This is a genomic window from Shewanella phaeophyticola (assembly GCF_025398315.1).
GTDB lineage: Bacteria > Pseudomonadota > Gammaproteobacteria > Enterobacterales > Shewanellaceae > Shewanella > Shewanella phaeophyticola.
Window position 1 is genome coordinate 2,283,407 of record NZ_JAODOQ010000001.1, and the last position, 14,602, is coordinate 2,298,008.

The window sequence follows — 14,602 nt, forward strand, 5'->3', positions numbered from 1 at the left end:
AGGTAGTTTATCGCAGGTATAACAGCGCAAATAAAGGGACAGACATGAAACAGAGATTTCAAACTCAATTGATTAGACTCAGCACATTGGCCATATTGACACTCAGTGGCAATCTTATGGCCAACAACAGCATGAGCGATGTCAAAATCACCTCAAAAAAGCTTAATGACAATACCTATATGTTCATGGGGGCTGGCGGCAATATTGGCGTTTCAGTAGGCAGTGACGGAATGTTGATTATTGACGACCAGTTTGCCCCATTAGCCGGTAAAATTTCAGCGTCATTAAGTGAGATACAAGCTGGAGTGCCTAAATACATTGTGAATACTCATTACCACGGAGATCATACTGGTGGTAATGCGCATTTTGGCGCCACCGGCACCATTTTAGCCCACCACAATGTATTAAAACGCCTAAGTGAAGACAGCAAAACACCAAAATCAGCCCTGCCCGTCATTACCTTTGCTGAAAACATTTCTATTCATTTTAACCAAGACACTCTAGAGATCCTCCATTTAGTGCTTCAGGTCATACCGACGGCGACAGTGTGGTGATATGGCAAAAAGCCAATATTGTCCACATGGGTGATTTGTATTTTAAAGACCGCTTCCCATACATCGATTTAAAGGGTGGCGGTTCGGTGATGGGGTATCGCGACAATGTCAGTGCCATATTAGACAAACTCGACAACAACACTCAGGTGATCCCAGGACATGGTGAGTTAGCAACCCGCAACGAATTATTAAAATTTAAACATATGCTTGATGATTGTATCAATTGGATGCGCGGCGAAATTGAAATGGGACACGACCTCGCTAAAATAAAACAGCAAGGTGTGCCACAAGAATATCAAGATTGGGGATGGCAGTTTATTTCTGCAGACAAGTGGATAACAACTTTATATGAAGACTTAAATACAAAATCTTGAGTTGATAATTTAATATTATCCATCAAAAAATAATCAAAATTTAATATTAAAAAAGCTTACTTTAAAAGGGTAAGCTTTTTTGTAAATAATAGTCGTATGATTATTAGAATAATCAATTAGGTAATGTTAAAGGAGCTTGTCTAAAATGCCACAACACCCAATAGACTGGTTTTAAATCTTTACCACCAGTATACCGAAAAGGTTTTGCGAAATAATATAACCATTGCCAAGCAGCTAAAAACTGTTTGGCTTTTTGCCATATATTTTCACCTCCTGCTAAACGATAACATTTAATCGCTTGACATATAACGCGATTATTTGGCTCCATATATCGATATAAACTATGTATAAAGACTAACAAATCACGAATTTGTTGAGAGATAATCGAGTCATTTTGCTGATTCGCTTCAAAATCAATAAATTTCACTTCACCAGCCTGCCAGCTAATATCGCGTAATGCAGGACGACCATGAGCAAGCTGCATATTATGAAGCTTAGCCAAGGCTGTGCTTGCATCATTTAAAATGGGTTGCCACAACGCCTGGTTTGTATGATGAAGCAGATGATTAATCGTATCGCCAGCATCTTCGACAACCATATAACCATCACCAACTTCAACCACTGCAGGTACAGGAGCACCTAAATGCCCTAACGTATTTAATACATCAATTTCTTTATTCAGGGCTGCCGTTGAATTTGGCTTTAATAAACGCATTGCACCAGTAAGCTTTTCAACTTGCTTTAACCAATACCGCTTTCCTTGAAACTCAAATGACACAACTCGCTCACCACAATGTTCATGATAAATTTTAGCCACATATTGATGAAAAATATCATTCTCAGCCATAAAACTAACCAATGAAAATTTTCTATTATCGATAGCTAAATTATCTTCCTCACGTTTAATTAATTCAATTAAATTAATGATATTTAATCCTAGAACAATCTATTTTAAGCTTCTACATAAATCTATACACTGCTTGCAAACAAGCTAAATACACAATAGATACGCTTGTTAACATACAGACACTTATTACTATTAATATAAACAAGTCGCCATTTTTAATTACATATATTAAAAAGTGTTTACATTTAAAATGTTTGATGTTTAACAAAAACAGCTAAAGTAAATAACTAAGATTCATGACTAAAAGAAAGGTTAATACCAATCCTTATTAGAATATGATCTATATAAGGGAGGGTTACATAGTCCTCTACATCAAAGTCATTTGAATCAATAATGGGGATTGTGACACAGCCCCTAAGGGCGAATGTTAGCCATTCTTAATGTACGACTGCATGGATGCAGGAGATAGAGCAACGCAGGAGCAGTTGCCGACGACTGCATGGATGCAGGAGATAGAGCAACGCAGGAGCAGTTGCCGACGACTGCATGGATGCAGGAGATAGAGCAACGCAGGAGCAGTTGCCGAGAACGACTATGTCTTCAAAAGGCTGCCTCGAATACCTCACTGTTCATTTTCGCTAAAAGAGCAAATTTTAATGCGGATTGGCATAAGTCATAAAATAAATAAACGGTGCAAAACCAACAGGCCACAAAAAAGCGCCCTTTAGGCGCTTAATGAAGACTTATTAACGAACAAATGTAGTTATTCAGTCACTAAAGACGTTGCACGATTTTCCAGTAATACTGGAATACCTTCCGTAATGGGATAAGCTAATTTATCAAACTTACAAATTAACTGTTGTGCTTCTTTGTCATATTCCAACTTACCTTTGCATACTGGGCAAGCCACAATTTCGAGTAATTTTTTATCAAATGCCATGAGACAGTCCTTTTTTAGTTTGAGCCACAAACTGTAGTTGGCTCAAAAATGCTTGATCAAATTCTGGGGTAAGCTTCGCATTTACCGGTAAATACCACCAGTGACTTTGAGCAAAATCGCGACATTTAACCGCATCTTTTTCAGTCATCACTAATGGGTGTACTTTAGACAAAGCGTGCAGCTGTGCAGGTTCAAATGCCTGGTGGTCAGTAAATTCAACTTCTTTCGCTATTTTATAGCCTATTTGGCTAAGAGTATTAAAAAAACGTTGCGGATTACCAATGGCAGCCATAGCAACTACCAGCTGTTGTGAGTCAAACGGTTCTGCCAATGTATTGTCAACTTGGGTTAACGGTGCAGGCGTTAAACTCATCAGCACTTCATTGGAATGTGCCGGGCCACCGTTATTAATCACAAAATCGACACTATTTAGCCGCCAAAGCCCTTCACGTAATGGACCTGCAGGGATTAACCTTTGATTACCATAACGTCGATCGCCATCCACTAACGCAATTTCAATATCACGCGCTAATGCATAATGTTGTAAGCCGTCATCGCAAATAATCACATCGATATCATAATTGGCCAGCAGCAAGTTCGCCGCATCAACTCGCTTAGCGCCAACCACCATAGGCACTTGCGTGCGAGCCACAATCATTGCCGGTTCATCACCAACATCGCTGGCTTTAGCGCCGGGATTGACCACTAAACACCCTTCGATGTCCACACCATAGCCGCGACTTATCACCCCTGGGTGATATCCCTGCTGGCGCAGCAGTTCAATCAAGTAAATAACCGTTGGGGTTTTACCACTGCCACCGGCAGTAATATTACCCACCACAATAACAGGCACAGGCAAACGGTTGACAGCTTTAATATTGAAACGAAATAACATTCGCCGTGTGGCTGATATCAGTGAAAATAACCACGACAATGGCAATAATAACCATTTTGCCCAATGGTTTTGATACCAAATGCGATGGATGAGTTGCTGCATAACCCTCGCCCTACTGACTAAACTGCATCTTATACAAATTAGCGTAAATGCCCGCTTGCGCAATCAACTCACTGTGATTACCGCGCTCAACAATTTGCCCCTGATCAATAACCAAGATTTCATCGGCGCTTTCAATGGTTGATAAACGGTGAGCAATCACAATTGAGGTACGGTTATGACGTAAATTGTCTAAGCCTTTTTGGATGGCTTTTTCAGACTCAGTATCTAACGCAGAGGTTGCTTCATCTAAAATAAGCACAGGCGCATCACGAAGCATGGCCTCTTGCAATCGCAATACGTTGGCGCTGACCGCCTGAAAGTAGTACGCCGTTTTCGCCGACTTGAGTTTCTAAGCCTTCAGGTAAGGTATTAATAAACTCCATTGCATAAGCAAGCTCTGCTGCCTTAACAATTTGTTCGCGGGTCACTTCACCTGGGTATGCATACGCGATGTTATTGGCAATGGTGTCGTTAAACAACGTCACTTGCTGCGACACTAACGCCACCTGATTACGCAATGATTTAAGCTGATAGTCATAAATACTGGTGTCATCAAGGATGATATCACCTTGGCTCAAGCCACCATAAAAACGGGTAATCAAACTGGCAATGGTTGATTTACCCGAACCAGAACGTCCCACTAGAGCCACGGTTTTACCCGGTTTAACTTCAAAATCAATGCCATTAAGCGCGGCTTTATCTTGCTCAGGATATGAGAACGTCACGTTATCAAAACGCAGTTTGCCTTGTACGCGCTCGACAGTAAATGTACCGTTATCTGACTCTGGCGCAGTATCAAGTAATTCAAATACCGTTGTACACGCCGCAATACCACGCTGAAATTCAGCATTAACACGGGTTAAGTTTTTAATGGGTTGTAACATGGCAAGCATCGCGCCCAAAATAGCGGCAAAAGTCCCTGCCGTTAAATCGGTTTTCATGCTGTCCCATGTGGCGGCATACAATACAAATGCCAGCGCAAATGAACCAATCACCATTATCAGTGGCTGGCTCACAGACTGAGCAACAGCTAACTTCATATTTTGATAACGATTACGGTCGTTAACTTTAAAGAAACGCTCCAGCTCGGTTTCTTGACCACCAAACACTAATACGTTTTTATGACCTTTAATCATTTGCTCAGTAGTCGCTGTTACCCCACCCATAGCTGACTGAATTTGCTTAGAGACTTTACGAAAACGACGACTGACGACACTGATCACAATACCGATGAGTGGACCAATCACCAAAATACACAATGACAACTGCCACGAGTAATAGAACATGATGGCTAACATGCCTATCGCGGTCATACTGTCGCGCACAATTGAAATTAACGCACTGCCTGATGCTCGGGCAATTTGCTCTGTGTCAAAGGTCACCCGTGAGATCAAGTTACCGCTGTTTTCACGGTCAATATAACTGACGGGTAAGCGTAAATAATGTTCAAACACTTGCTGACGCATATCCATGATTAATTGCGCACTAATAAAAGACACACAATAAGTAGACACAAAGTTAGCGATACCACGCAGGCTGAACATTAAAATAACCACAATTGGCGCCATAAACATAACATTGTTGTCGGCATTAAAACCACCGTGAGTCGGCACATCGACGCCAGCGACAACCGAAGGCGTTTGGCTGAAGCCCTCATCAATAAACGGTTTAATAAAGGCAATAAAAGCAGCGTCTACGGCACCATAAGTCAATAATGCAAGAACAGCCATTATAAACTTGGTTTTCATAGGGACGACATAGGTCATCAAACGTTTAAAAACGACCCAGATTTCATTCTTATCATTAGAAGTTGATGCTGACATTGAATCCAATACTTAACTAGCAAACATGAGGCGTATTCTACTCTGCTTTAAGTGTCTCACCAAATTTAAACAATTGATTGTACCAAAATGGCGCAAAATGATGGCGGTAAGTGGCTATTTTGTAGCCTTTTTCTGTGAAACTGAAGCTTATTTGCCCTTGATGTCCGGTATGTAGGGTTACTATCCCGCGGTCTTGATATCGTGCCATGACATCTCCTTTAGGGAAGCCATACTGATTGGCAAAACCCGCGGTGGCAATTGCGACTTGAGGTTTAACCGCCGCAATAAAAGCTGGAGTAGACGAGGTTCGACTGCCATGGTGAGGCACCAATAACACTTCTGCAGCTAGCGTTAAATCTGCGTTAAGCAATGCTTGCTCACGTGGCGCTTCAATATCGCCGGTCAACAACACGGCTGTCATGCCATCATCTAAGCGCAAAACACAAGATTGATCATTGTCATTATCGCTGTACAGGGTATCGTCTAAAAATTGTAACTCAATACCTTGCCACCAAAGCTTACCGTTGCAAGTCTGATAGGCTGGGCGCTTGGTATAAGGTTCAACGTTAAAATCAGCAATAATGTTACTGTTTGGATAGGTTTTAGATAACAGCGATAGACCACCAACATGATCGTTATCAGCATGACTCACCACGATAAAATCAATACTGGTGATCCCTTTGGCCGCAATAAACGGCACAATTGCACGAGCAGCATAACTAAAATTGCCATATGCCGCACCAGTATCATAAATCAATCCATGTTGACCTTGTTGCAGAACTACCGCCATGCCCTGAGCAACATCAAGCACATGCATTTGCCATTGTGGCGCAGCATTAGGTTGATGACTAACATGCCATTGTTGCCTACTCACCACGTAAGTTTGTAACACGATGGGCAGACAGAGTAATATTGTAACGCCATACCATGCCCAAGAACTATCACGACTGCTATAACTGCGATAATGCAGTAATCCAAGTGCAATACACAAAAACAACATCCCCATAAGCCACTGCTCTGTAATCTTAACCAGAGCCAATGGCAAGGCATCGCTTAATGATAACAACCACACAAATGGCTCTAGGCAGAGATTAGCAATGTAAAATATGACTTCGCCACTCTCATTAATCATTTTAGGTGACAAAGCCAATAATTGCATAAACAAAAACGTAGCTAACCACAGGCAAAAACTTAACATCACCACAGGGATAACCACCACACTAAACCAAGGTACAAACAATAAATTGAGCCAAATACTGTGGGGTGTCATGGTGCCAAACAACACGGCCTGCAATAATCCTAAGCCAATAGCTAAACGCCACTGAATAGACCATAAGACTTTAAGGCCTAGAACAGTTTGATGATAAAAACGATAGAGTGTTGTCCTTAAACGTACTTGAACGGGTTGCACCTTATCCTGCAAATGAGTCAAGTTAGTTTCGGCGTTAAGACGTTCAGGTTTAACGGCCAGCAAAATAATCGTTAATGCCAAAAATGATAACCAAAAGCCAGCACTTAACATGGCAAATGGATCAAGCAATAACACCATGCATAATGCGTACACTAAGCGGTCCCAGCTGTTGCTATATTGTTTCACCACAGTAAAGATAACTAATAGCAGCATCATTAACAGCGCACGCTGCGTTGCCACGGCAAAGCCAGATAAATAACCGTAACCAAGAGTAATCATTGCCGCAATCAGTATTATGCTCATGGCATACCGCCGATGCTGAGTGGCAACAAACAAGCGTGACAGCAACATTAGCAGTCCATAAAACAAGCCAAATACCACCGATAGATGTAATCCAGAAATCGCCACCAAATGCCCTGCACCGGTTTGCCGTAATTGCTGCCAACGTTGATCACTTAATTGGCTTTTATCGCCAAAAATTAATGCGCGTAGAATATCGCCTTCTGTCAGTTTGGCTAAAATCGGTACAGTAATATCAATAGTCGCTTGTCTTATTGTGGTTGAACTGCTGATTAACTTGGCCTGTTTAACCCGCCCTTTTGCGATAATGTGTTGACTAATAAAATGCTTTTGTTGGTTAAAGCCGCCTTGATTTTGAATGCTACTGATGCCTTTCATTCGGGCACTAAACTGCCAAATTTGCCCAGGTTCAATTTTCGCTGGCTTTTGCCAGGTTAATCGGTAATATCGCTGCACATTAGATAAGGCCATCGCTTCAAAAAACGATGGATATGGGGGATTGGGTAAAACTCGCACATCAAAACTTATCCAGTCGCTGTTTTGGCTAACAAGTGATACTATCTGCGCCTTAAATCGAATGTGCTCGGGTTTTTCAGCATTTTGGTGCAAGTAAAGACTCTGAAAAATCAGGCTAATCCAAAAAATGGCAAAAATACCGCCAGCTAAAAACGGGATTTTTTTAAGGCAACACAACACCAGTAAGCACAAGATAGGCAAACACCAGATGGGTGCCAGCGAGGCCATAACATCGCTGATAAAGAACAGGCACAAAAGCCATAGATAAATCGATTCATAGTGAATGAGTTAAGACATTAATCGACAAATATGCCAAAAAAATTAATCCAAAGATTTATGCCAAAACCCGAAACACTCCGTGATCACAAGTATTTACGGATGTTTGGCACCTTGTTGCATAAGCCCAATTTATGGGCATTAAATCGTAAATCAGCACCTGGCGCCTTTGCGGTAGGTTTATTTGTGGCATGGGTTCCTATGCCATTTCAAATGGTATTGGCAGCAGGTTTAGCTATTTTATTTAATGTTAATCTGCCCGTTGCAGTCGCACTCGTATGGATAACCAACCCTCTAACAATGCCCATTATGTTTTATGCCGCCTATATTGTCGGCACTAAGATCCTGGGGCATAAAGCACAGGCGTTTCACTTTGAAGCAACTTGGACATGGATTGAGGCATCAATATCAACGATTGGCTCACCCTTTTTAGTGGGATGTATCGCATTAGGCATCGTGTCTGCCATTGCCGGTTTTGTGGTGATTAAAAGTATGTGGCGATATTCAATTTTATTTAAATGGCAGCAAAGAAAGGCGGATAAATGACCCGCCGCGTACTGCGACAAAAAGTTAAAGGCCACTGTGAGTGGCCTTTTTAATGTCTGATGCTTATTTAATCCGCATTATACCAATTCCAGCAATTATCTGGTGATTCAGCGGAAGTTCTGTGTCTTCTAGGCAAGTAATAGGATTGTAGGCATAGTGACTCTCGGCAACTGCTCCTGCGTTGCTCTACCTCCTGCATCCATGCAGTCGTAAGTCGTACGTCAAAATACGATTAAGCAGCATAGAAGGCACAGAAACCCGCCTTGCAGGAGACGCTCAGACAGTCCATTTTTTTGCAATGCCTTAGAAGGGAATAACCATTATTTCAACAATGCGCCTCAAACTGAACAGTCTGAGCGACTCTGATTGGTCACATAATTAATGGAAATGGTATTAGGACTGCTGTTACTCATTATGTTGATTTAAATTATGCGCCATTTGTTTCGCTAACCGAACAAAATCGGCAATTTCTTGTTCTGTTAAGCCACTTTTCATTATCTCGTTAACTCGATTTTCAGCCGTGCTCAACTGCTTAACAATCTGCTCACCTTCACCGCTAATACCTAAGTAATAACTGCGCTTATCATTTGGGTTGTCGAGTTTACTCACATAACCTAAACCAATAAGCTCTTTTATTAATCTTGCTAATTGCGCTTTGTCTATTAGGGTTTTCTGCACAATATCATTGGCCGTCACCTTTTGATTATAAAAAGAGATAATTTTAAGCACGCGCATATGTAAAGGCGTTATCCCTAAGTTATCGACCTCAATAGCTTGGCGCAATGAACGCTTCATACTGTGTAATAAATTAAACAGCGGTTCTTTTATATTCTCAGACACAAAACTTCCTTAATGTAATCTCAGCGACCTATGATAACTGGATACATACAACATAGTTGACTTAGTCAACCACAACACTTATAGTAGACATTATCATCTAAACCCCCGTGTGTGCAACATCATTTTACAGGTAACCTATATGAATTCCCCTAGAACCCAAAAACCATCAGTAAGAGTGACTCACATCTGTAATATTACTGATATCAGCCCATATTTACGCCGTATTGTATTAGGTGGAGAGCAACTGGCTGACTTCCCCGCCAATCAACAAGGTGCTTATGTAAAAGTGTTGTTCCCTCAAGCGGGTGAGATTGAACTTAATACTCAAGTCAGTGGCTCTAATGCAGCAATTAAACGCTCGTATACCATTCGCGATTTTGATGCAGAGCAACGACTACTGAGTCTCGATTTTGTTATCAACAAACATCGCGGATCGAGCAACAGATTGGGCAAGCACCGCTCAAGTAGGTGATAAGGTGGCCATAGCGGCTATGGCCATTAAAAATGAGCCAATTTGATGCCAAGCATTATATCTTGTTAGGCGACTCAACCTCAATTAATGCCGTAAATGCGTTAATTGAGCGTATACCCGCAACGGCGACAGGCAATGTCATAATGATAGTCCACAGTGAGCAAGAAAAAGCCCTTCTCACAATACCTGCTCACCTTAACGTTGATTGGCTAATATTACCCCCTTCAATCACTGACACACAGCAAGATCAATGGTTACAAGAAAAGGTTACCCAACTAGACAATATTTCCTCTGATACTCAAGTGTTTATCGGCTTAGAAGCCTCACAAGTTCGCTTAATTAAACAGCATTTTCTCGAACAGCGCCAATTGCCTCTTCGGGCAATCAGTGCAACAGGATATTGGAAACGGGGAACCGACGCCGACACTTTTGGCCAGCAAAAACAGCTTGAACCGTTATAATCATCGGCGGATATTCAGGTAAAACGTTCGATAACACCAAACGAATAAATGCAGAGCAAGTAAGAGCGAAAAACTCATCGCAAAAAACAGCAGTGCGATAGACTCAACCGTTTTAGGCTGGTCTGCAAAATAATGCCACCAGATTGGCCAAGCGAGTAAGCTCAATACGGTTAACTGCACCATACAGCGCTGACAACGACCAATTTTTTGTCTAAATATTGATTCAAAGCATTGTTCACATGCCATTCGCTACCTGTATACCTTAACGACCAGCCAATGCTGTCGCGGGGGCTATTTTTGTGGCTTTCCAAGCAGGATAAATCGTGGCGAGTAAGCTCATCACCAACCCCATTACCAGCACAACAACCACATCTTGGCTATGTAACTCAGACGGTAAAAAATCGATAAAGTAGATATCAGATGCCAACAACTGAAAACCAAATAGCAACTCTATTCCCTGTGCTATGGCACTTAGGTTATAAGCAAAAATAACCCCAATAATGCCGCCAATAGTGCAGCCCATGATGCCGTTTAACGCCCCTTGCAGCATAAAAATCAACATAATTGCACCACGGCTTATGCCCATGGTCATTAAAATAGCGATTTCAGAAGCTTTATCGCGTACCGCCATCACCAAGGTCGACACAATATTAAAACAGGCCACCGCAATCACTAGAGCTAGTACAAGGTACATGACCAGTCGCACTAATTGAATGTCTTGATACACATGCCCTTGCGATCGAGTCCAATCATTAATGTACAAATATTGCTCTTGGGCAAAGCCTAAATCTCGAGTAATAGAGGCTGCATTGAGCACATTATCGACCTGTATTCGCACTCCGCTAACTCCTGTGCCTAAACCTAAAATGTCAGCTAAATAAGCAATGGGCACATACGCCTGAGTCGATTCAATCTCACCGCCCACATGGTAAACACCCGACACCACAAACCGATGACTTTTAGCCGACGTTAATTGGCTATTATTGGCATCAGGGGTAAACATTGCCACAGTATCGCCGACTTTAAGCTCAAGTTTTTCAATTAAACTGCGGCCTAAAACGATATTATTTTGATTGCCCTGCAATGATTGCCATGCCTCGGCGGACATATATTGGCTAATGGTCGACACATCGGCTTCGTGGTTAATATCAATCCCGCTGACCATTAACCCTTGAAACCCGCCCGGCTTTTGTACTAAGCCCTGCAAGCGAATAAACGGCGCTACACCGGTAATTTGTGGTAAATTTTGTGCACTTTTGGCAATTACTTGCCAGTCGGCTATCGGTTCATTAACACCGACAAGCTCGCCATGGGATGCCACGCCGAGTAAGCGTTGTTGTAGCTCTTTTTCAAAACCATTCATGGTCGATAACAACACAATCAACACCCCGACACCGAGCGCGATCCCCGCCGTAGAAGCAAACGAAATAAAGCCAATAAAGCGATTTGATTGCCTGGCTCGAAAAAAGCGCCAGCCAATGGTTAACGGTAACCACTTACTCATTCGGTTTGTCCTGCATCAACACTTTGCAACACGCCATCTTTCATGGTTAATTGGCGGTCCATCTTGGCCGCTAATTTATAATCATGGGTGACCACCACAAAAGCGGTATCAAATTGATGTGCCAATTCTCGGATCATCGCATACACATTATCGGCACTGCTGGCATCTAAGTTACCGGTAGGTTCATCGGCCAGCACCAACTTAGGTTTATTAATCAAGGCACGTGCAATCGCTACACGTTGACGCTCACCGCCAGACAATTGCGCCGGAATATGATTGACACGGTGCCCTAATCCAACACGCTCAAGCAGTTTTTGCGCATCGGCTAAGGTTTGTTTTTTATCTCGGCCTTGGATAAACGCCGGCATCGCCACGTTTTCTAACGCACTAAACTCAGGCAATAAATGATGAAATTGATAAATAAAACCCAAATCTTGATTGCGTACTTGCGCTTGGCGAGCAGCAGACAATTGATATAAATCTTCACCATCTAATATTACTGAACCCGATGTCGGAGTGTCTAGGGTGCCCATAATGTGCAATAAGGTACTTTTACCTGAGCCAGAGCTTCCGACAATGGCTAATTGCTCGCCTTTATAAACCGTTAAATCCACGCCAGATAACACATGGGTGATCACTTCACCATCATGATATTGCTTACTGACGTGGTTAACTTGTAATAACGCGGTTGGTGTTTGACTCATTATTCGTATCTCAAAGCAGTAGCGGGTTGAACCCTAGCAGCCGATAGCGCTGGGTATAAAGTGGCAAGTAAGGTAATTAATAGCGAGCCAACAATAATAAAACTCAGTTGGGTTATCGACAATGCGACCGGCAAGCTTTGCCCTGCCCCTAAAATAGCAATGCCAAGTGCAGATAAAATGCTATTCAAATTTAAGGTTAAGCCAATGCCTACAACAGTCCCTAATATCAAACCCAGTAACGCATTTAATAACCCTTGTACAATAAAGATGGCCATCACTGATGAGGTCGTTACACCTTGAGTTTTTAATACCGCAACATCGGTGGTTTTATCCACCACCATCATCACTAATGCCGACACCATGTTAAACGCGGCAACGGCCACAATTAAACTGAGCATCAACGACATCATGTTCTTTTCCATCTTCACCGCAGAAAATAAATGGCCATACTCCTGACGCCAGTCGCTGGTTTTAATCTCAACGCCTTGCTGAGCAAAGGCACTCACCATCTTTGGAGCGATTTGTGGTGCGCTAAATGGGTCAGTTAAATACACTCGCAGCGCATTGATCTCTTGGCTGTTTTGTCGCTTCAACTTACGCGCATCTTGATAATGCACATAGGCTACGCTGGCATCAACTTGCGAGCCCATCTCAAATACACCTGCCACAGTAAACTTACGCTGGCTCGGCACCGGCCCCATAGGTGAATACACCACGCCATCACCACTGAGTAAACGAATTCGGTCACCACTGTTCACACCGAGCTTACGGGCAAGTTCGCTCCCAAGCACAATATTGTAATCTCCGGCGATGAGCTGCTCAAAAGCATTAGAATAGGTATGAGAAGCAATACTTGATAAGGCTTGCTCCTGCTCAGGGTAAACCCCATAGACTTGTACAGCGCTGATATTTTTACTCGACTGGATCATCGCTTGAGTTGTAGTTGTTGGCACAACACCACGGATATGCTGGTTTAAGCCATCGTCCGTCAACACTTGCTGGGTAAGCGATTGCCAATCATTAAAGCCAGTTTCGTTAATTAATGTAAGTTGCGGCACCGCGCCCAAAATACGATTTTTAAGCTGACCTTCAAGACCATTCATTACCGAACTCACCACAATTAATGCCGCCACCCCTAAAAAATACCAGAGACAGCAAAAAAGGTGATAAAAGAGGCAAAAGCATTGGCTTTTCGCGCACGCCAGTAACGGTAGCCGATAAAAAACGAAAATCCGAAATTCATAAAAAAATACTAATCCTATGCGCTCATCACAGCGTATTAGTCTGACAATCAAGCTAAATGTGAAGATGAAACCAACAAGCCATTGCGTATGACTTGCTAAATCATTAAGTTGGGCACGATAATAGGGCTATTAGTGGGATAAATAAAGAGGCAAACCTTGATACCTGACAGCAATTCTTATTTTAGTGTGCCTCATAACTTCAACGCATACCTTTCTCCCTGGGATACAGCCCAAGGTTTGCCCACTGAAGATGAGCTAAAAGACATGCAATCGGTTGGCTTAAAATTGCTAACCGAAGTGAAAAGCCTTGAAGTCAACTGCTTGCTACAATTGCGTAATTTAGATAATGACGCCAAAGCCGTGGTGGACTTTTTAAAGCTGCAATCACGTAAAGTCGATTTAGTTTTACAACATGTACTTGAAAAAGAAGTTCAAGAAGGCCAACAAGTTAAAGGTAATCAATTTGGTGGCAGTGGCATCAGTATTACCAGCTCATTTGCATTAAATGTGGGGGAGTACCATAAAACCCATATTTATTTACATACTGAAGTAGTCGCCTTAATGTGCATTTGCCAAGTCATCGAGTGCACCCCCATCGATAAAAATGATGACCTAGACACTCTGTGGCATTGCCAACTAGAATTTAGCCAAATTCTTGAAGATGATATCGAACAATTGGTTAAAGCCAGTTTGGCCGTACAACAAAAAATGCTTAAAAAGCGCAAACAAAATATTGATAAGCAACGACGCTAACCCACATATCAATACACATTGACAGTAAACGGAATTGAAA

The 14,602-nt window shown here is 42.2% G+C and carries 14 protein-coding genes and 2 pseudogenes; 6 read left to right on the forward strand and 10 right to left on the reverse strand.

The features are described 5' to 3' along the window. Positions 1-44: 44 nt before the first annotated feature. Positions 45-554 carry an MBL fold metallo-hydrolase gene (locus tag N4T56_RS22455; RefSeq protein WP_315903029.1) on the forward strand — a complete coding sequence of 170 codons (510 nt, stop codon included), beginning with the start codon at positions 45-47 and terminating at the stop codon, positions 552-554. Further along, positions 548-928 (forward strand): hypothetical protein, encoded by a 381-nt coding sequence (locus N4T56_RS22460; RefSeq protein WP_315903030.1) that lies wholly within the window; start codon positions 548-550, stop codon positions 926-928. The genes N4T56_RS22455 and N4T56_RS22460 overlap by 7 nt, the downstream gene beginning before the upstream one ends. A 112-nt stretch (positions 929-1,040) precedes the next feature. Here N4T56_RS22460 and N4T56_RS10650 read toward each other — a convergent pair whose 3' ends face one another. The 5 genes and pseudogenes from N4T56_RS10650 to N4T56_RS10670 form a co-directional block, all read right to left on the reverse strand. After that, positions 1,041-1,775, reverse strand: a complete 735-nt coding sequence (locus N4T56_RS10650) for a serine/threonine protein phosphatase (protein WP_261733204.1) — start codon at positions 1,773-1,775, stop codon at positions 1,041-1,043. Between the two features lie 763 nt (positions 1,776-2,538). Then, complete coding sequence (locus N4T56_RS10655) at positions 2,539-2,715, reverse strand: Trm112 family protein (protein WP_261733205.1); 177 nt, start codon at positions 2,713-2,715, stop codon at positions 2,539-2,541. Beyond that, positions 2,705-3,712, reverse strand: a complete 1,008-nt coding sequence (lpxK, locus tag N4T56_RS10660; protein WP_261733206.1) for a tetraacyldisaccharide 4'-kinase — start codon at positions 3,710-3,712, stop codon at positions 2,705-2,707. The genes N4T56_RS10655 and lpxK overlap by 11 nt, the downstream gene beginning before the upstream one ends. A gap of 10 nt (positions 3,713-3,722) precedes the next feature. Next, a pseudogene (gene msbA / locus N4T56_RS10665) lies at positions 3,723-5,535 on the reverse strand (lipid A export permease/ATP-binding protein MsbA). 37 nt (positions 5,536-5,572) lie between these two features. Further along, a complete protein-coding gene (locus N4T56_RS10670; RefSeq protein ID WP_261733207.1) occupies positions 5,573-7,990 on the reverse strand; it encodes a DNA internalization-related competence protein ComEC/Rec2 in 2,418 nt (805 codons plus the stop codon). Positions 7,991-8,071: 81 nt separating this feature from the next. Between N4T56_RS10670 and N4T56_RS10675 the strand changes: the two genes are divergently transcribed. Further along, a complete protein-coding gene (locus tag N4T56_RS10675; RefSeq protein ID WP_261733208.1) occupies positions 8,072-8,584 on the forward strand; it encodes a DUF2062 domain-containing protein in 513 nt (170 codons plus the stop codon). A 405-nt stretch (positions 8,585-8,989) separates the two neighbouring features. Here the strand turns inward: N4T56_RS10675 and N4T56_RS10680 are convergent, their stop codons facing one another. Then, positions 8,990-9,424 (reverse strand): MarR family winged helix-turn-helix transcriptional regulator, encoded by a 435-nt coding sequence (locus N4T56_RS10680; protein WP_261733209.1) that lies wholly within the window; start codon positions 9,422-9,424, stop codon positions 8,990-8,992. Positions 9,425-9,563: 139 nt separating this feature from the next. Here N4T56_RS10680 and N4T56_RS10685 point away from each other — a divergent pair, with 139 nt between their 5' ends. Continuing rightward, positions 9,564-9,896, forward strand: a complete 333-nt coding sequence (locus N4T56_RS10685) for a siderophore-interacting protein (RefSeq protein ID WP_261733210.1) — start codon at positions 9,564-9,566, stop codon at positions 9,894-9,896. A 32-nt stretch (positions 9,897-9,928) separates the two neighbouring features. Then, a complete protein-coding gene (locus N4T56_RS10690) occupies positions 9,929-10,357 on the forward strand; it encodes a siderophore-interacting protein (protein WP_261733211.1) in 429 nt (142 codons plus the stop codon). Here the strand turns inward: N4T56_RS10690 and N4T56_RS10695 are convergent, their stop codons facing one another. From N4T56_RS10695 to N4T56_RS10710, 4 genes and pseudogenes are all read right to left on the reverse strand, one after another. Continuing rightward, positions 10,358-10,603, reverse strand: coding sequence for a DUF3624 domain-containing protein (locus N4T56_RS10695; RefSeq protein ID WP_261733212.1), 246 nt, complete (start codon positions 10,601-10,603; stop codon positions 10,358-10,360). It lies immediately after the preceding gene. A 16-nt stretch (positions 10,604-10,619) separates the two neighbouring features. Next, positions 10,620-11,861, reverse strand: a complete 1,242-nt coding sequence (gene lolE / locus N4T56_RS10700; protein WP_261733213.1) for a lipoprotein-releasing ABC transporter permease subunit LolE — start codon at positions 11,859-11,861, stop codon at positions 10,620-10,622. Then, positions 11,858-12,565 (reverse strand): lipoprotein-releasing ABC transporter ATP-binding protein LolD, encoded by a 708-nt coding sequence (gene lolD / locus N4T56_RS10705; RefSeq protein ID WP_261733214.1) that lies wholly within the window; start codon positions 12,563-12,565, stop codon positions 11,858-11,860. The genes lolE and lolD overlap by 4 nt, the downstream gene beginning before the upstream one ends. After that, a pseudogene (locus N4T56_RS10710) lies at positions 12,565-13,808 on the reverse strand (lipoprotein-releasing ABC transporter permease subunit). The gene lolD and the pseudogene N4T56_RS10710 overlap by 1 nt, the downstream one beginning before the upstream one ends. A gap of 157 nt (positions 13,809-13,965) precedes the next feature. On the opposite strand from N4T56_RS10710, the gene N4T56_RS10715 reads away from it, so the two are divergent. Next, positions 13,966-14,562 (forward strand): hypothetical protein, encoded by a 597-nt coding sequence (locus tag N4T56_RS10715; protein WP_261733215.1) that lies wholly within the window; start codon positions 13,966-13,968, stop codon positions 14,560-14,562. The last annotated feature ends 40 nt before the right edge of the window (positions 14,563-14,602 follow it).